Here is a 17,263-nt window from a genome sequence, read left to right on the forward strand (position 1 = left end):
CTCTCCTCAGCGGTTGGTGGCGTCGTCGGGGTGGCGCTGTTCCGGCGCCCCCGCGGCGACCGGCGACTCGTCGCCGAGCAGGTCGCTGAAGAGGGCGCGATAGTGGACGACGGCCTGGCGGAGATCTTCGGTGCCGGCCTCGCCCCGGGAGTTGCGCAGGTGGATCTCGTGCGCATCGCGGTAGTGGCCCAGCGTGCGCGCGTGCTCGACGGAAAGATGGGCGACCTGGTCGTCGAACTCACCGGTGGGATAGCCGCGTTCGGCGATGAGTCGGCTGACCAGCTCGTCGGCCTGACCGACGGTCTCGGCGGGGAAGTCGACGAACCGGACCTGGAGTTCCTCCCATGCCTCGGCGTACCGGGCACGGGACTCGGGGGTCAACGGAACCAGTTCGAGTTCTGCGTGCCGGCGTTCCCGGTCCCGCAACTCGCGCTCGGCGGCGCTGCGGCTGTCCTGCTCGGCGACGACGTGGTCGTACTCCGGGCCGAAACGCTGCCGGAGCGCCCGGCGACGGCCGGCCACGACGACGGCGGCGGCGAGGGCGGCGACCACCAGGATGACGAGGACGGTGACGACGATCTGCGTGGGCGACATGACTCCTCCTTCGCCCGCAGGTATTCCCGCCACCCACTGATCGCCAATCCCGTTCCGGGGCACTTTCCTGATCCGATTCGGCTGTCGACGAGGCGGAAACCGACAGGCAGATCGTCGTCGGGACGTTCGGTAACGTACCGGCCGTCTCGACGGACGGTAGTGCGACCGGCGCGGATTACGTATCCTGCCCAAGGCGCCCGAGCCGGCGTCCCGGCGGGACAAGCGGGACGCGTCCGGTGACGGCGCTGCCCGGCTGCGCCGGAGCCCTTCCAGCCACCCTTCCGGGCGAGGTCCGATTGAACACCCGTGACTGGCCAATCCGCTCGAAGCTGACCGCCTTGGTCGTCGTGCCGGTGACCGCGTTACTGGCACTGTGGATGTTCGCGACCGCGCTGACCTTCGGGCCGGCGCTCGACCTGCTCGCCGCCCGTACCCTCCTGTACGACCTCGGCAGACCCGGCGAGACGGCGGTTGCCGAGTTGCAACGGGAAAGACGGCTCTCCGTGGTGCATCTGGCCTCGGCGGGTACCGACTGTGGACAGCCGCCGGCCCAGTGCGTGCTGCCGGCCCTGGTGACACAACGGGTCCGTACCGACGAGGCTATCGCCGAGTTGCGTCGTCGAGTTGGCGGAGACCAGCTGCGGGACGCCGCTGGAGAGCTCCTCGAAGCCCGGCTCGACCTTCTCCTCGGCGAGCTGGACGGATTGCCGGCTGGCCGCGATCTGATCGACCGCCGGGATCTCGACCGCGCCGCCGCGGTCAGCCTCTACAGCCGAATGATCTCCTCTGCCTTCCACACGTTCACCGCCCTGGCAAACCTGCCGGACCACGACCTCAACCGCGAGGCGTTGGCGCTGACCAGCCTCGGCCACTCCCGGGAACTACTCGGTCAGACCGACGCGCTGGTAGCCGGAGTGCTGACAGCGGGCAGGTTCGCCGAGGGTGAGCACACCTTGCTCGTGCAGGGCATCGGCAATCAGCGGTTCCTGGCCGAGGCCGCGGTGGCCGACCTGCCCGAGGCGGACCGCGCTGCGTACCAACGGTTGACCGAGCAGGAGGCGTTCGGTCGGCTGCGGGCGATGCAGGACGACATCGTCGGTGCCACACCGCAGGGCCGACTCCAACTCGACCCTGCGGTGTGGCAGCAGAGCCACGACGCGGTGCAGGAGTCGCTGCGGGACTTCGAACTGACCCAGGCGGACGGACTGGCCGATCGTTCGGTGCCGATGGCGGTACGCACCCTGGTGCGGCTGGCGGCTGCCGGACTGCTCGGCCTGTTCGCCGTGGTGCTCTCGCTTGTGGTGGCGGTCCAGGTCGGTCGCTCCCTCGCGCGGCGGCTGACCCGGGTACGCGGCACCCTCGCCGACGCCGAGCAGCGGCTGCCGGAGGTGGTGAACCGGTTACGTGAGGGTGAGCAGGTCGACGTGGCCCGGGAGGCCGTAGTGGCTGACCGGGGCGCCGACGAGATCGGCCAGGTCGCGCAGGCGTTCACCGAGGTACACAAGGCCGCCATCCGCTCGGCCATGGTCGAGGTGAGCCTGCGGTGTGGCCTCAACGATGTGTTCCTGAACATCGCCCGGCGTAGCCAGGGTCTGGTGCACCGGCAACTCGCGCTGCTCGACCGGCTGGAACGCGACGCGGAGGATCCCGACCACCTGGCCGAGCTGTTCCGGGTCGACCATCTCGCCACCCGGATGCGGCGGCACGCGGAGGATCTGGTCATCCTCGCCGGTGCCGCGCCGGGCCGGGGCTGGCGCAACCCGGTCGCCGTGGTGGACCTGATCCGGGGCGCGATCTCCGAGGTCGAGTCGTACGACCGGGTCGACATCACCACCGTGCAGCCGGCCGGCACGGTCGGAAGGGTGGTGGGCGACATCATCCACCTGCTCGCCGAGCTGGTCGAGAACGCTACGGCCTTCTCACCCCCCGACTCGCGGGTGGAGATCTCCGGTGAACACGTGGCCCACGGATACGCCCTCTCCGTCACCGACAAGGGGCTCGGCATGAGCGAGGCGGCCATCGAGGAGGCGAACCGGAAGCTGGCCCGGTCGCCGCAGTTCGATCCCAGCGAGACTGCCCGGCTCGGCCTGTTCGTGGTGGCCCGACTGGCCGCCCGGCACGATGTTCGGGTGCGGTTGCGTCGGTCGGAGGCAGCCGGTCTGACCGCGGTGGTGCTCATCCCGACCGACCTGATAACGGACGAACCGTCGCCCCTGCCCGACCTGGAAGCGCTGGCGGGAGACGACAAGGGTGCCACGCCGGAGCAGCGGAGACTGGCCCGCGCAACTCGGCTGACCACGTCGCCCCGACCTCGAACGCGCGCCGGATCATCCGACCCGGTGGCATCCGGCGGTGGCTCGGCCACCGGCGGCGGGGTCTCGGCGGCGGCCGGTACTCCGGGTGCCGGTTCGGCTGCCGAGCCGGCGGAGGTCGACGGACTGCCCCACCGGGTACGCCGCCGCGGTCCGGTGGCCGATCCGTCAGGTTCGCCGACCGCACCCACCACCCCCGGGGTCGGTGCGTCGACCGGACCGGTCCCCACCGACCGGGACGTACGCCGAGGCGACCGGACGCAGGACACGCCCACCGTGGTGCTGCCGACGGTTACCGCACCGCCCACCCGGGCCGCCGCGATCGACGGTCCGACCGTCCGGCAGCCGGTGGTGCCCCGGCCACACCGTGAGCCGACGCCGCGCAGCCCGCAGGAGACACGTCGGGTCATGTCGGCGTTGCAGACGGGTACCGCCCGGGGTCGGGAGGCCGCCACCCGAACCTCGGGCCCGGAACCGGTCGCACCGACACTCGGCAACGAGACCGACCCGAGCACCACACCGCCCGGCTCCCCGCCGTCGACCCGATCGGCGCCGGTGGATCCCCCGACCGCGACTGAGAGGGACGCCTGATGCGATCGACGAGGCAGAACGCAGATCTCGACTGGTTGCTCGACGATCTGTTGCAGCGGGTGCCGACCGCGCGGCAAGCCGTGGTGCTGTCGGCGGACGGCCTCCTGCTGGGCGCCTCCACCGGCCTGGGAACCGCCGATGCTGAGCACCTTTGTGCGCTGGCGTCCGGCCTCTCCAGCCTTGCGCGGGGTGCGAGCCGGCACCTTACCGGTGGACCGGTCCGGCAGACCGTGGTGGAGATGGAGTCCGCGTACCTCTTCGTCAGCGCGGCGGGCCAGGGCGCGTGCCTGGCGGTCGCCAGCGACACCGACGCGGACATCGGCCTGGTGGCGTACGAGATGGCGATGCTGGTGACCCGGGTGGGTGAGAAGTTGGGCGCACCGGCTCGGGCGACAGCGGGTACAACAGATGCGGCCTGACGTCCCCGGGTATCGCCACGAGTGGCTCGACGATGACGCCGGGCCGGTGGTACGGCCGTACACCCTGACCGGGGGACGTGCTCGTCCCAGCACGGACGGACTCGATATGGTCGCGTACGTGTCGTCGAAGCCGGATCCGGACCTCGCCGCGTATCCGGAACTGCATCCGGAGCACCGGTTGCTCGTGGAGTTGGCCGGGCGTGGCACTCCGGTCGTCGAACTCGCCGCGGATCTGGACCTGGCGGTCGGGGTGGTCCGGGTGCTACTTGGTGATCTGCTGTCCCGCGGGCTGGTCGCCGTGCACCAGCCGTCACGCGCCACGTACCTTCCCGACAACGACATCCTCAAGGCGGTGGTCGATGGACTCCGTGCGTTATGACGGCGAGCGGCGGGGAAATCGGGTTCCCATCGCGCTGAAGATCCTCGTCGCCGGCGGCTTCGGAGCCGGCAAGACGACGCTGGTCAGCGCGTTGAGTGAGGTCCGACCGTTGCAGACCGAGGAGATTCTGACGGGCGCCGGCATCGACACCGACGACCTTTCCGGTGTGGAGACCAAGACGACCACCACCGTGGCGATGGACTTCGGTCGGATCACCATCAACGACGACCTCCAGCTGTACCTGTTCGGTACGCCGGGGCAGGACCGGTTCTGGTTCCTCTGGGACGAGCTGGCGTTCGGTGCGCTCGGCGCGGTGGTGCTCGCCGACACCCGACGGCTGGCCGACTGTTTCCCCTCGATCGACTACTTCGAGCGGCGGGGTGTTCCGTTCGTGGTGGGGGTGAACTGCTTCGACGACGCCCGGCGGTTCAGTCTGGGGCAGGTGCGCAGGGCCCTGGATCTGGATCCGGACGTGCCGATGATGCTCTGCGACGCCCGTGATCGGCAGTCCGGCAAGACCGTGTTGATCTCGCTTGTCGAGCACGTCGCCCGCCATCGGGGTCAGCCCGTACCAGTGGCCTGAGCCGACACCGGTGACCCGGGTGCTGGCCGGTCGGCACGACCTGGTCGGTTTGCGGTGGGAGGTCTGGTCCGTGGTGCGGGGGGAAGAGCTGTAGAGGTGGATTCGACGGGAACGAGCGGAGGGCGGCGATCGGTGGCACATCATGGCGGGATCGTTCACATCGGTGGGTACACCGCGCACAGCGGTGGCCGCGGCACCGGCATCGTCGCCGCCCGGCGAGAGCCGGGTACGGGCGAGTTGACGTCGCTGGGCACCGTCGCGGTCACCGCGTCGCCCTCGTTCCTCGCCCGCCATCCGACGCGGCCCGTGCTGTACGCGGTGAATGAACTGCCCGACGGCCGGATCAGCGCATGGCGGGTCGGCTCAGACGGTGACCTGTCGTTCCTCGGCTCGTGGCCGACCGGCGGCGCGGAGCCGTGTCACCTGGCGTTGGCGGCCGACGGCGGGCACCTGTTCGTCGCCAACTACGGTGGCGGCAGCGTGACGGTGTTCCCGCTCGACGCCGACGGGGTGCCGGGCGAACGCACGGACGTGGTGGAACACCAGGGCCACGGGGTCGACCCCGACCGTCAGGAGCGGGCGCATGCCCACATGGTCTCGCCGGGTCCGGGTGGGTCGCCGCTGCTGGTGGTTGATCTCGGGGTCGACTCGATCTACCGCTACGACATCGACGCTGCCACCGGGCGACTGGTGGTCCGCGCGCCCCGGGTACGAACCTCACCCGGTGTGGGACCTCGGCACCTGGCCCGACACCCCGACGGGCACCGTTGCTTCGTCTCGGGTGAGCTGGACGGGTCGGTGTTGGCCTACGAGCTGATCGACGGGGTGCCGCACGAACGTGGCCGGGTCGACGCCAGTGACCGGGGTGGGCACGTACAACCGTCCGAGATCGAAATCGGTCCGGACGGCCGTTTCCTCTACGTCGCGAACCGGGGCGTCGGCACGGTGACGGTCTTCGCCATCGGTGCGGGCCTACCGGAACTCGTGGCGGAGGTGGAGACCGGCGGCGGGTGGCCTCGTCACTTCGCCTTCGTAGGGGAACATCTCTACGTCGCCGACGAACGGGCCGACATGGTGCGCACGTTCCGGGTCGAGCCGGCGACAGGGGTGCCGGTGCCGGTCGGAGAGCCGTTGCCGCTTGCGAGCCCTACCTGCCTTATGCCCTGATCATGGGCTTGAGACATAGATGCATCCACATTGCGGGGCTGGGCGGTAACTCAAAGTAACCAAATCCCGGGTTACTGTTTCTCCTCTGTAACTTTCGACCGAACGGCCATGGCAGTACAACGGTCGGATACGCAAGATGGTCAGCGTGTCATCAGGCCGCCATCGCATGCGTTCAAGTATTCACGGTGCCGCCGCCGCAGCAGCGGTCGGCGTTCTCGTCGTCACCGCTGGCGGGTGGGTCGGCTATCGCCAACTCACCGGCCAGGACTGCTCAGGCAAGATCGAGCTGTCCGTCGCGGTGGCCAGCGAGCTCGCCCCGGCGGTCGACCAGGCAGCCTCCGAGTGGGAGGAGAAGGGTGCCGCGGTTGATGGGACGTGCATCGATGTGACGGTCGCTTCCTCCGACCCGGTCGAGGTGGCCGCGGTGGTGGCGGCGAAACACGGCGCGATCCTGGCCGGCGTAGGGCAGGCCAGTGGCACCGCGGTGAGTCCGGACGTGTGGATCCCGGACTCCTCGACCTGGCTGCTACGACTCAAGACCGGAGGCGCTGCGGCCTTCGAGCCGGGCAACGGCTCCTCCGTCGCGAGTAGCCCGGTGGTGGTCGCCATGCCGGAGCCGATCGCCACCCGGCTCGGCTGGCCGCAGCAGGAACTCGGCTGGACCGAACTGCTGGCCCGACTCAACAGCGACCGGCCGCTCAAGACCGGTATCGTCGAGCCGACCAGGGACGCCGCCGGCCTGTCCGGCTTGTTGTCGTTGATGACAGCTGCGGCGTCGACCGGCGGCGAGACCGCCGAGCAGGAGCGCGTCGCCGCGCTGCGGGCGTTGGCCTCGGACGCCTCGGCGCTGCGTCAGGATCTGCTCGCCAAGTTCCCCACGGCCACCGACGCCACCACCCTGGCCAGCGCTCTCGGTGCGGCAGCGCTGTCCGAGGAGGACGTCATCCAGTACAACGCCCGGAAGCCTCCGGTGCCGTTGGCGGCTCTCTACCTGAACCCCGCGCCGCTGCCGCTGGACTACCCGTACGCGGTGCTGCCCGGCATCGAGCCGGCCAAGGCGTCCGCCGCCGGGGTGCTTTTCGAGGCGCTGACCACCACGTCGTTCAAGGACAAGCTGGCCGCGCAGTCGTTGCGGGCGCCGGACGGCAACTGGGGCACCGGTTTCAACGCGCCGCAGGGTGCACCGAGCCCGGCTGGCGCAGACGCCTCCGCCGCACCTCCGGCACAGGGCGGCGTTGCCGCAGGCGGACTGGCCCCGGACGCGGTCGAGCGGGCGGTCTCCAGCTGGTCCATCGCCACTCTTTCCGGCCGGATGCTCTGCGTCATCGATGTCTCCGGCTCGATGAAGAACGAGGTGCCGACCGCCAACGGGGCGACCAGACAGCAGGTCACCGTGGAGGCGGCGCGGCGCGGGCTGAACCTGTTCGACGACTCGTGGTCGATCGGTCTGTGGTCCTTCTCCACCAACCTCGTGGGTTCGCGGGACCACCAGGAGCTGGTGCCGATCGCGCCGCTGTCGCGGCAGCGCAGCGAGTTGGAGCGGGGTCTGGACCGGGTCACCTCGTCGAGCGGCAACACCGGCCTGTACGACACGCTGCTTGCCGCGTACAAGGACGTCCAGGCGAACTGGGAACCGGGCAAGGTCAACTCGATCGTGCTGTTCACCGACGGCAGGAACGAGGACGCCGACGGAATCTCCCAGAAGGCCCTGATCGCCGAGCTGGAGAAGATCAAGGACCCGGAGCAGCCGATCCAGGTGATCATCATCGGTATCGGCACCGAGGTCAGCAAGTCGGAGCTGGACACCATCGCGCAGAGCGCCGGTGGTGGTGCGTTCGTCGCCACCGACCCCACCAAGATCGGTGATATCTTCCTTCGGGCGATCGCGTTGCGGAAGGCGCCCGCCTGACCTGAGGCATCCGAAGGGGGTCTGTGGTACTGATTTCGCCAGTACCACAGACCTCTTTCTTTTTCTCCTACACCTCGGAAACTGACGGCAATACGTCGGAAGCAATTGGTAGTCATGGTTGTCAGGGCAGGATGTCGTCGTGCATCGGCAGACCCGACCTACCCGGCCGGGCCCGTGCCGTCGGCAAGCGAGGTGGGAGGGCTGGTGACCTCGGCGACGCTGTTGACCCCGGTCAGAACGTCATCGCGACCGCACGAAACCCCGCCGCCGGGGCGACCGGTGCGCACCGACCAACGGGCGTACGTCAGAACCCTGGTCGTGCTGGACACCGCCGTGCTGGTGGTGGCGGTACTCGTCGGCTACGCCGTTCGGTTCGGTGAGGCCGCGCCCCGCGGCCCGGTGCCGTATGTCCTGTTCGCTCCGGCGCTCGTCCTGGCCTGGCTGGTGTCGCTGAAGGCCCTGCGCTGCTACGACGACCGCGTGGTGGGCTACGGCGCGGACGAATACCGGCTGGTGAGCATGGCGAGTCTGCGGCTGGCCGGCGCCACCGCGATCGCGGGTTACGTCGCCGACGTCGGTGTCTCCCGAGGCTTCCTGGCCATCAGCTTCGCGGTGGGCACCGTCGGTCTGGAGGTGGCCCGGTTCGCGGCCCGCAAACGCCTGCACCACGCCCGGTCGCAGGGGGCGGGCTGGTCACGGCGGGTGCTGGTGGTCGGTGACACCGCCCACGTGCTGGAGCTGGTACACACCCTGCGCCGCGAACCCTACGCCGGCTACCAGGTCGTCGGTGCCTGCATTCCAGACGCCCTGCTCGCCCCGGTCGCCCAGCGGCTGGGCGACGTGCCGGTGGTCGGCTCGTTCCGGGCCATCCCGGAGGCCGCTGCCACGATCGGCGCCGACACGGTCGCCGTCACCGCCTGCGGTGAACTCACCGCCACCCGGCTGCGTCGACTCGGCTGGCAACTGGAGGGCACCGGTATCGACCTGGTGCTGGCTCCGGCACTCACCGACGTGGCCGGTCCGCGTATCCACACCCGGCCCGTCGCCGGCCTGCCACTGATCCACGTGGAGGCGCCCGAGTTCCGTGGTGTCCGCAAACTGGTGAAGGGTTTCGTCGACCGGTCGATCTCGTCTGTCGCGTTGGCGCTGCTGCTACCCCTGCTGGCGTTCATCGCGTTGGCCGTGAAACTGGACAGCCGGGGCCCGGTGCTGTTCCGGCAGACCCGGGTCGGGCAGGGCGGCCAGGAGTTCGGGGTCTTCAAGTTCCGTACCATGGTGGTCAACGCGGACGCGCTGTTGGCGGAGCTGGCCGTACGCAACGAGACCGACGGCCTGCTGTTCAAGATGCGGGACGACCCGCGGGTGACCAGGATGGGCCGCCTGCTGCGCAAGTGGTCCCTGGACGAGCTGCCGCAGCTTGTCAACGTCCTGCTGGGGCAGATGAGCCTGGTCGGTCCGCGGCCCCCGCTACCCTCCGAGGTCGCCCGCTACGACGGAGACGTCGCCCGCCGGTTGCTGGTCAAGCCGGGAATGACCGGGCTCTGGCAGGTCAGCGGACGCTCCGATCTGAGCTGGGAGGACGGCATCCGACTCGACCTCTACTACGTGGAGAACTGGTCCCTCGCAGCCGACCTGACGATCATGTGGAAGACCGTCGGCGCGGTGGTCAACAGCCGCGGCGCGTACTGATCCGGTGCGGGCGGTCACGGGTGTGGGCCGAGCCAGTCCAGGCAGACCACGACGGCGTCGTCGGTGAGATCACCGGCGACGAATGCCCGCAGGTCGCCGAGCAGAGAACGGACCGCGTCCAGCGCTGCCATCGGTGCGGTCCGGCGCAGCATCCGGTCCAGCGCCGTCCGACCGTACCGCTCGGTGCTCCCGGCAGCCTCGATCACCCCGTCACTGATCATGAAAAGTCGGTCGCCGCGCTGAAGCTGAACGAACTGTTCGCGGTAGCCGGTCGCCTCGAACATGCCGAGCGGAAACTGCTCCTCCAGCGGCTGAACGCGTACCTCACCGTCGCGCAGCAGGACGAGCCGAGGCGATCCGGCGTCGACTGCGGTCAACCCCCCGGTGCGTAGGTCCAGTTCGAGCAGCAAAGTCGCGAGGTACTGCTCGCCCCGGTGCAGGTCATAGATCGCCTGGTCGGCCAGGGCCGCCTGGTCGGCCAGGGGGATGCCGGCCCGGCGGGCGTTACGCAGGGCACCGGTGGCGAGGCTGGTGAGCATCGACGCGGCGACTCCCTCACCCATCCCGTTGATGGTGGCGAGCCAGACTCGTGCACCGTCGTCGCACCAGTCGAAGCTGTCACCGCGCACCGCGTACGCCGGCTCCAGTTGGCCGGCGAGGCTGAAGGAGGGACGAAGTCGACTGCGCCCCGGCAGCAGTTCCCACTGCATCTCGGCGGCGAGGGTGAGTCGGCGGCTGCGCCGGGCCACACGGTACACGTCCGTGCCGGCGTCGACGGCGGCCAGCTCGTGGGCCAGCGCGGTGGCGACCACCGCCAACTCGGTCAGCCGAGCGTCGGTGACCGGTGCCACCCGGAGCACACCCCACCGTTGCCCACGCATGCTCACCGGCAGGTAGCCGACACCGTCGACATGGATCGGGCTCTGGTGGTCGAAGCAGCGCCACGCCGGGTGCCCGGGCGTCGTCACCGCCTCCCCACCCGCCAGCGGCAGCAGTGCCGCCAGCCGGTAGTCGACCTGGAGGAGTTCGGTGCCGGTGATGCCGTACTCCCGCTCGAACAGCTCCCCCAGGTCCGTCACGAGCCGGTCCGCGGGGGCAGCGGTGAGGGCCGTGCGCCCCCTGTCGATTGGCTCGGTCATGGTCCCCCCTCGTGATCACAAGCCCAGTTGCCGACGGAACCGGGGTACGCTCAGGCGCACCATGGCGGAACTGCATGGTCCACCAGGACCCGAGATGAGTATGGCTGCCGCACTCGACGCCGCGGCTGGTGCCCTCCTGACGGTCTGGGACGGTGCGCGCGAGCGGACGGCCAACCGCGTCTCCACCGTCCAACTTCGCGCCGTCATGCTCGTCGAACGCCATGACGGGATCAATCTCCGGCGCCTCGCTGCCGGCCTGGACATACTGCTCTCGTCGGCCAGCCGGCTCTGTGACCGACTGGTGGCCGCCGGCATGCTCGAACGGGAGCCGGGTCGTTCCGATCGGCGGGAGATCTCGCTGCATCTGACCGCCGAGGCCCGCCGGTTGCTGGCCGAGTTGCGTGCCGATCGTCACCGGCACCTGGCGGCCATTCTTGCTGACATGACCTCCGCTGAGCGGGAGGCGCTGCTGCTTGGGTTGAGTGCCTTCGACGAGGCCGCCCGTGCGCGGGTCGTGCGACCGGTGCCGTCGCTGGTGCCGCAGGCGGAGGAACCGCAGGTGGAGCAGGCGGGCGGCCGGGACGCTGTCGAGGTGGCGCCGGGTGGCTGGGCAGCGGAGGACGCCACCGCCTACCGTACGGCCTGACGGCCCGGGCACCGGCGGCCCGGCAGCGGTGCCGGCTGGCCGGATCACTCTCCGGCCGGACCGACCGCCAGCATCGCTATGTCGTCGTGGCGGTGGCCGGCACACCACTCGTCGATCTCCTCGAGCACCCGGTCGACGAGCCTCGTCGGGGGCAGGCCGGCGCCGGCCGCCAGTGTCCGGCGTAGCCGCTGCTCGCCGAAGAGCTCCGTACCGTGCGGCCCCCCTCGGGCATCGGCGACCCCGTCGGTACGGGTGAACAGCAGATCCCCCGGGTCGAGTCGCAGGTCGGCGGCGGTGAACCGGGCCCCGGGCAGCGCGCCGACCGGCATGCCGCCCACCCGAACGGCGGTCACCGTGCCGTCGGCGTGGACCACGAGGGGCGGCGGATGTCCGCCACCGGCGATCCGCAACGAGAGCTTGCCCGCAGGTGTGACCCGCAGGGTTCCCAGCAGCAGGGTGGTGAACTGGCCGCGCCGGCTCGCGTCGGGCGTGTCGAGCAACGCCCGGTCGAGCAGCCGGAGCAGTTCCTCCGGCTGCTGCTCGACCAGTCGTAGGGTCTGCAACAGCTGGCGTACCCGGCCGGTCAGCACGGCCGCACCGACACCCTTGCCGCAGACGTCTCCGAGGACGAAAAGTGTGTCGTCGCCGGTCGGCAGGACATCGTAGAAGTCGCCACCGATGCGCAGGCTGTCCCCGGCTGCGCGGTAGCCCCCGGCCAGGCTCGCCCCGGCCACCGTGGGTAGCCGTGGTGGCAGCAGACTGTTCTGGAGTACCCGGGCGAGGTGGCTTTGCTCGTCGTGCAGCTGCGCGGTGGCCAGCGCGGCACCGGCCTGGGCGGTGAGCTCCTGGATCAGCTCGACGTCGCGGTGGTCGAAGCCGGCTCGTCGGGTCCGGCGGATGAGCACCAGGGCACCGGCCGTGCGGCCGGCTCCGGGGATCGGGCTGACCAACAGGGTCGCGGGCGGGTCGAAACCCGCCGGGAACAGCGGGTCGAGTTCCTTCTGTCCGAGGGCTGGCCAGGGCTTCGGGTTGGCGGGTTCGCCGTCGAGGGCCTCGACGAGACCAGGTACGGCGGCGAGCACGTCCCAGTCGACCGCTCCGCTGACCGGCGTGCTGTCGTCGACGCAGTGTCGGACCCAGTGTGGCCGGTGTTCGGTTGGCGTCGATGGCAGGTGCACCACCAGGGCGAGGTCGGCCAGGTAGGGCACGGGCAGGCTGGCAACGACGTGCAGCGCCAGGTCCCGCTCCAGGGCCAGGCCGAGCTGGCGGCCGGCATCGGCCAGGAACCGGGTACGTCGACGCTCGGCGAGTAGTTCCGCCCGACGAAGGTGCTCGTCAGTGACGTCTCGGACGTACCAGGCGGACCGGTTGCCACCGAGTGCGCGGCGGACCCCCCGCAGTCGCCGACCGAGGTGCTCACCCTCGAAGCTGTCCGTACCGGTGACGGTCGCGGTGGCCAGTGCCGCCAGCGGACAACCAGCCAGTTCGGTGCCGACGGCGATGTCCGGCAGGAGTTCCCCGGCCATCGCGTTGGCCAGCACGACCAGCCCGGAACTGTCGGTGGTCAGTACCGCTTCTGTGAGCCCGTCGAGCAGCTCACCGGCGAGGTCGGCGTCCACGGGCGCCGTGGCGTGCGGCACCCCGGTGGGCCTGCCGTCCGACCGGCTGTCGTTGACCCGCTCGCCGGTCGCGCCGGTGGAGTTGCCCCGTTGGCTGCTGGTCATCGGCGGACACCCGGCGCCGGACGACGTCGACCAGTACCCATGCCGGTGGTGCACTCCTCGGGATCACGGTTGGTTACCTGCGGGCAAGCGTACCGAGCTGTTCCTGAGGCATGCTGTCGAGCGGGTCAGAGTCGGGCCAACCAACCCCCGGGGCGGGCGATGATCCGGCGTACCACCGAACCGGCCGCGCCGACCGCGGCGGCCGTGGCGCCGAGGGTGGCCGGCCGGACCGTGACCGGCGACCAGGCAGCGGTGAGTACCCGGCGTTCGATCTCGGCGAGCACGGGCGGTCGGAGCCAGCCGGTGAGTGGGGCGTAGCCTCCGCCGAGGACCACTGTGTCGAGGTCCAGCAGGTTGACCACGCTTGCCACGGTGACCCCGATCGCCGTGCCGGCCTCGGTCAGGGCGCGTAGCACGGCGGGATGTTCGGCAGCGGCCAGCTCGGTCAGCCGGGTCGACGCCCGGTCGGCGGGCAGGTCGGCTCCGACCAGGCCGGCGGCGGAGAGGATGGCCTCCTGACCGGCGTAGAGTTCCAGGCAGCCTCGACCGCCGCAGCGGCAGGTCGGTCCGTCCGGCCGGACCGGAATGTGCCCGATTTCCCCGCTCCAACCACGGGTGCCCCGGAACAACGCGCCGTCGAGGACGATGCCTGCGCCGATGCCGACTTCACCGGAGATGTGCAGGAAGCTGCCCGGTGCGGCACCGGCGTGCAGCTCACCCAACGCGGCGAGGTTGGCCTCGTTGTCCACCACCAGCGACGGCACCCCGGCTACCCGCTCGGTAAGCGGGGGGTGGCCGGCCAGTAGTGCCGGCACCGGGACGTCGCGCCAGCCCAGGTTCGGCGCGAGGCGGACCCGTCCGGCGTCGTCGACCAGGCCGGGCACCCCCAGGGCGGCTCCGACCAGGGTCAGGCCCCGGGCCTCTGCGTCGGCGCGGGCCCGACCGGCCAGCCCGGCGAGGCGGCTGAGCGCGTCGGCGGGGGAGACGGGCCGCAGGTCGACCCGGTGCACCGTGTGGTGCCGGACCTGACCGGCGAGGTCGATGACGCAGGCGGCGAGATAGTCGACGTTGATTTCCAGCCCCAACCCGGCCGGACCGTCGTCGGCAAGCACCAGTCCACGTGCCGGACGACCGGCGCCGGCCCGCGGCGTCGGGTCCGCCTCGGTGACGAGCCGGCCGGAGACGAGGTCCTCGACCACCGCCGAGACGGTGGCCCGGGTGAGACCGGTGTCGGCGGCCAACGCGGCCCGCGACGGGGGACGGCGGGCGGCGGCGATGCGTCCGAGCACCAGGGCGAGATTCAGCTCACGCAGGTTGCCTTGACGCACTGCGCCGGAGGGGGCTGCGGGGGACTTCACCCCTTGACACTGCCACACTGCGGTCATTTAATTCAACCACTGAACAAATTGCGGACGACACCACCGGAGGTCTGCCATGGCACCCCGTCCCACCCCCACCGACAAGTTCACCTTCGGGCTCTGGACCGTCGGCTGGCAAGGTCGCGACCCGTTCGGCCACACCACCCGAGACGCGCTGGACCCGGTGGAGTCGGTGCACCGCCTCGCCGAGCTGGGCGCGTACGGTGTCACCTTCCACGACGACGACCTGGTCCCGTTCGGCGCGGACGCCGCCACCCGGGACGCCCAGATCGCCAGGTTCCGCAAGGCGCTCGACGAGACCGGCATGGTGGTGCCGATGGTCACCACCGACCTGTTCCAGCAGCCGGTCTTCAAGGACGGCGGCTTCACCAGCAACAACCGTGACGTCCGGCGGTACGCGCTGCGTAAGGTGCTGCGCAACATCGACCTCGCCGCAGAGCTGGGCGCGAAGACCTTCGTCATGTGGGGCGGCCGGGAGGGCGGCGAGTACGACCTGGCCAAGGACGTCCAGGCCGCACTGGAACGCTACCGTGAGGCGGTCGACCTGCTCTGCCAGTACGTCATCGACCGCGGGTACGACCTGCGTTTCGCGCTGGAGCCGAAGCCCAACGAGCCGCGCGGCGACATCCTGCTGCCCACCGTCGGGCACGCCCTGGCGTTCATCTCCACCCTGGCCCACCCGGAACGGGTCGGCGTGAACCCGGAGGTCGGCCACGAGCAGATGGCCGGGCTGAACTTCGTGCACGGCATCGCCCAGGCGCTCTGGCAGGGCAAGCTGTTCCACATCGACCTCAACGGCCAACGCGGCATCAAGTACGACCAGGACCTGGTCTTCGGCCACGGCGACCTGCTCAACGCGTTCGCCCTCGTCGACCTGTTGGAACACGGTGCGCCGGGAGGCGGTCCGGCGTACGACGGGCCGAGGCACTTCGACTACAAGCCGTCCCGTACCGAGGACGTCGACGGGGTGTGGGCGTCGGCAGCGGCGAACATGAGCACCTACCTGCTGCTCAAGGAGCGGGCCGCAGCGTTCCGGGCCGACCCGGAGGTCGTCGAGGCACTTGCCATCAGCAAGGTCGCCGACCTGGCCGTGCCCACCCTCGCCGACGGCGAGGGCTACGCCGAACTGCTCGCCGACACCAGCGCGTTCGAAAAGTTCGACCTCGAGACGACCGCCGCCAAGGGCTACGGTTTCGTCCGGCTCAACCAGCTCGCCGTCGAGCACGTGCTCGGCGCACGCTGAGGCGGCCGACATGCCGCTCGTCGCCGGGGTGGACTCCTCCACCCAGTCGTGCAAGGTGGTCATCCGGGACGCGGAGACCGGTGCCCTGGTCCGGCAGGGCCGGGCAGCGCACCCCGACGGTACCGAGGTCGACCCGTCGGCCTGGTGGTCGGCTCTCCAGGCGGCCATCGACGCCGCCGGTGGACTGACCGACGTCGCCGCGATCTCCGTGGCAGGGCAGCAGCATGGCATGGTCTGCCTCGACGAAGCCGGTGAGGTGATCCGGCCGGCGCTGCTGTGGAACGACACCCGGTCCGCCGGGGCGGCTGCCGAGCTGGTCCGGGAGGCGGGCGACGGGCAGGCCGGGCACCGCTTCTGGGCAGATGCGGTGGGCAGCGTACCGGTAGCCAGTTTCACCGTCACCAAGTTGCGTTGGTTGGCCCGCAACGAACCGGCGAACGCCGCCCGCGTGGCGGCGGTCTGCCTGCCACACGACTGGCTGACCTGGCGGTTGGCGGGCGCCCGCGGGCTGGGGGCACTGCGTACCGATCGCAGCGACGCCAGCGGCACCGGCTACTGGTCCCCGGCCACCGGCCGATACCGGCCGGACCTGTTGGAGCGGGCGCTCGGCCGGCTGGTACAAGTACCGACGGTGCTCGGTCCGGCCGAGGCCGCCGGCAGCTTGGCTCCGGCGGCGCTGCCCGGTGCGATGGCCACCGCTGGTTCCGGCGGGGCGCTGCTCGGGCCGGGCGCGGGGGACAACGCCGCTGCCGGATTCGGTGTCGGGGCGCGCCCCGGCGACGTGGTGGTGTCGATCGGCACCTCCGGCACGGTCTTCAGCGTCGCGGACACCCCGGCGGCGGACCCGAGCGGTATCGTCGCCGGCTTCGCCGACGTCACCGGCCGCTTCCTGCCGCTGGTGTGCACACTCAACGCGGCCCGGGTGCTGGACGCCGCCGCCGCGATGCTGAGGGTGGGGCTGGATGAGCTGGCAGACCTGGCGCTGTCCGCCCCGCCCGGCGCGGACGGGCTCGTCATGGTGCCGTACCTGGAGGGTGAACGCACCCCGAACCGGCCGGATTCCACCGGTGCGGTGCACGGGCTGACCCTGCGCACTTCGACCCCGGCGCATCTGGCCCGGGCCGCCGTGGAGGGGATGCTCTGCACCCTCGCCGACGGGCTCGACGCGCTCGCTGCCCAGGGCGCGACCGTACGCCGGGTGATCCTGGTCGGCGGCGGTGCCCGATCGGCGGCGGTGCGTCGCGTCGCGGCGCAGGTGTTCGGCTGCCCGGTGGTCGCCCCGCCGCCCGGTGAGTACGTTGCCGACGGCGCCGCCCGGCAGGCGGCGTGGCTGGCTCTCGGCACGGAGGAACCGCCGTCCTGGACACCGTCCGGCACCGAGGAGTACGCCGGTGAGCCGGTGCCCGGCATCCGGGAGCGCTACGCGCAGGCCCGGGAACTCCACCTGGACCGGTCACCCCAGGGGTGACCAGAGCCGCTCCCGGAGGCG

General features: G+C 70.9%; 14 protein-coding genes. 10 read left to right on the top strand and 4 right to left on the bottom strand.

From position 1 onward, the window contains the following. Window positions 1–6 precede the first annotated feature (6 nt). Window positions 7–594: a hypothetical protein gene (locus HCA58_RS19780; protein ID WP_169599329.1), complete on the bottom strand. Its 588-nt coding sequence runs from the start codon at window positions 592–594 to the stop codon at window positions 7–9. A 296-nt stretch (window positions 595–890) separates the two neighbouring features. Here HCA58_RS19780 and HCA58_RS19785 point away from each other — a divergent pair, with 296 nt between their 5' ends. From HCA58_RS19785 to HCA58_RS19815, 7 genes are all read left to right on the top strand, one after another. Further along, window positions 891–3,497, top strand: coding sequence for a nitrate- and nitrite sensing domain-containing protein (locus HCA58_RS19785; RefSeq protein ID WP_169599330.1), 2,607 nt, complete (start codon window positions 891–893; stop codon window positions 3,495–3,497). After that, complete coding sequence (locus tag HCA58_RS19790; protein WP_205809171.1) at window positions 3,497–3,916, top strand: roadblock/LC7 domain-containing protein; 420 nt, start codon at window positions 3,497–3,499, stop codon at window positions 3,914–3,916. The genes HCA58_RS19785 and HCA58_RS19790 overlap by 1 nt, the downstream gene beginning before the upstream one ends. Beyond that, complete coding sequence (locus HCA58_RS19795) at window positions 3,906–4,295, top strand: DUF742 domain-containing protein (protein WP_169599331.1); 390 nt, start codon at window positions 3,906–3,908, stop codon at window positions 4,293–4,295. The genes HCA58_RS19790 and HCA58_RS19795 overlap by 11 nt, the downstream gene beginning before the upstream one ends. Then, a complete protein-coding gene (locus tag HCA58_RS19800) occupies window positions 4,276–4,878 on the top strand; it encodes an ATP/GTP-binding protein (protein WP_169599332.1) in 603 nt (200 codons plus the stop codon). Before HCA58_RS19795 ends, HCA58_RS19800 begins: the two co-directional genes overlap by 20 nt. A gap of 132 nt (window positions 4,879–5,010) precedes the next feature. Continuing rightward, window positions 5,011–6,045: a lactonase family protein gene (locus HCA58_RS19805; protein WP_169599333.1), complete on the top strand. Its 1,035-nt coding sequence runs from the start codon at window positions 5,011–5,013 to the stop codon at window positions 6,043–6,045. A 145-nt stretch (window positions 6,046–6,190) separates the two neighbouring features. Next, complete coding sequence (locus HCA58_RS19810) at window positions 6,191–7,954, top strand: substrate-binding domain-containing protein (RefSeq protein WP_169599334.1); 1,764 nt, start codon at window positions 6,191–6,193, stop codon at window positions 7,952–7,954. A gap of 204 nt (window positions 7,955–8,158) precedes the next feature. Beyond that, complete coding sequence (locus HCA58_RS19815; protein WP_169599335.1) at window positions 8,159–9,643, top strand: sugar transferase; 1,485 nt, start codon at window positions 8,159–8,161, stop codon at window positions 9,641–9,643. A gap of 14 nt (window positions 9,644–9,657) precedes the next feature. Here the strand turns inward: HCA58_RS19815 and HCA58_RS19820 are convergent, their stop codons facing one another. Next, window positions 9,658–10,782 (bottom strand): PP2C family protein-serine/threonine phosphatase, encoded by a 1,125-nt coding sequence (locus HCA58_RS19820; RefSeq protein ID WP_169599336.1) that lies wholly within the window; start codon window positions 10,780–10,782, stop codon window positions 9,658–9,660. Window positions 10,783–10,876: 94 nt separating this feature from the next. Between HCA58_RS19820 and HCA58_RS19825 the strand changes: the two genes are divergently transcribed. Continuing rightward, window positions 10,877–11,428, top strand: coding sequence for a MarR family transcriptional regulator (locus HCA58_RS19825; protein WP_240956510.1), 552 nt, complete (start codon window positions 10,877–10,879; stop codon window positions 11,426–11,428). Window positions 11,429–11,472: 44 nt separating this feature from the next. Here HCA58_RS19825 and HCA58_RS19830 read toward each other — a convergent pair whose 3' ends face one another. Further along, window positions 11,473–13,152: a PP2C family protein-serine/threonine phosphatase gene (locus tag HCA58_RS19830; protein WP_205809175.1), complete on the bottom strand. Its 1,680-nt coding sequence runs from the start codon at window positions 13,150–13,152 to the stop codon at window positions 11,473–11,475. Window positions 13,153–13,277: 125 nt separating this feature from the next. Next, window positions 13,278–14,537 carry an ROK family protein gene (locus HCA58_RS19835; protein WP_169599337.1) on the bottom strand — a complete coding sequence of 420 codons (1,260 nt, stop codon included), beginning with the start codon at window positions 14,535–14,537 and terminating at the stop codon, window positions 13,278–13,280. Window positions 14,538–14,586: 49 nt separating this feature from the next. Here HCA58_RS19835 and xylA point away from each other — a divergent pair, with 49 nt between their 5' ends. After that, the gene (gene xylA, locus HCA58_RS19840) at window positions 14,587–15,774 is read left to right on the top strand and encodes a xylose isomerase (RefSeq protein WP_169599338.1); all 1,188 of its coding nucleotides are present in this window, start codon (window positions 14,587–14,589) and stop codon (window positions 15,772–15,774) included. A gap of 10 nt (window positions 15,775–15,784) precedes the next feature. Continuing rightward, window positions 15,785–17,242 carry a xylulokinase gene (gene xylB / locus HCA58_RS19845; protein ID WP_169599339.1) on the top strand — a complete coding sequence of 486 codons (1,458 nt, stop codon included), beginning with the start codon at window positions 15,785–15,787 and terminating at the stop codon, window positions 17,240–17,242. Window positions 17,243–17,263 lie beyond the last annotated feature (21 nt).

Origin of the sequence: Micromonospora sp. HNM0581, from assembly GCF_012726175.1 — a bacterium.
Classification (GTDB): Bacteria; Actinomycetota; Actinomycetes; order Mycobacteriales; family Micromonosporaceae; genus Micromonospora.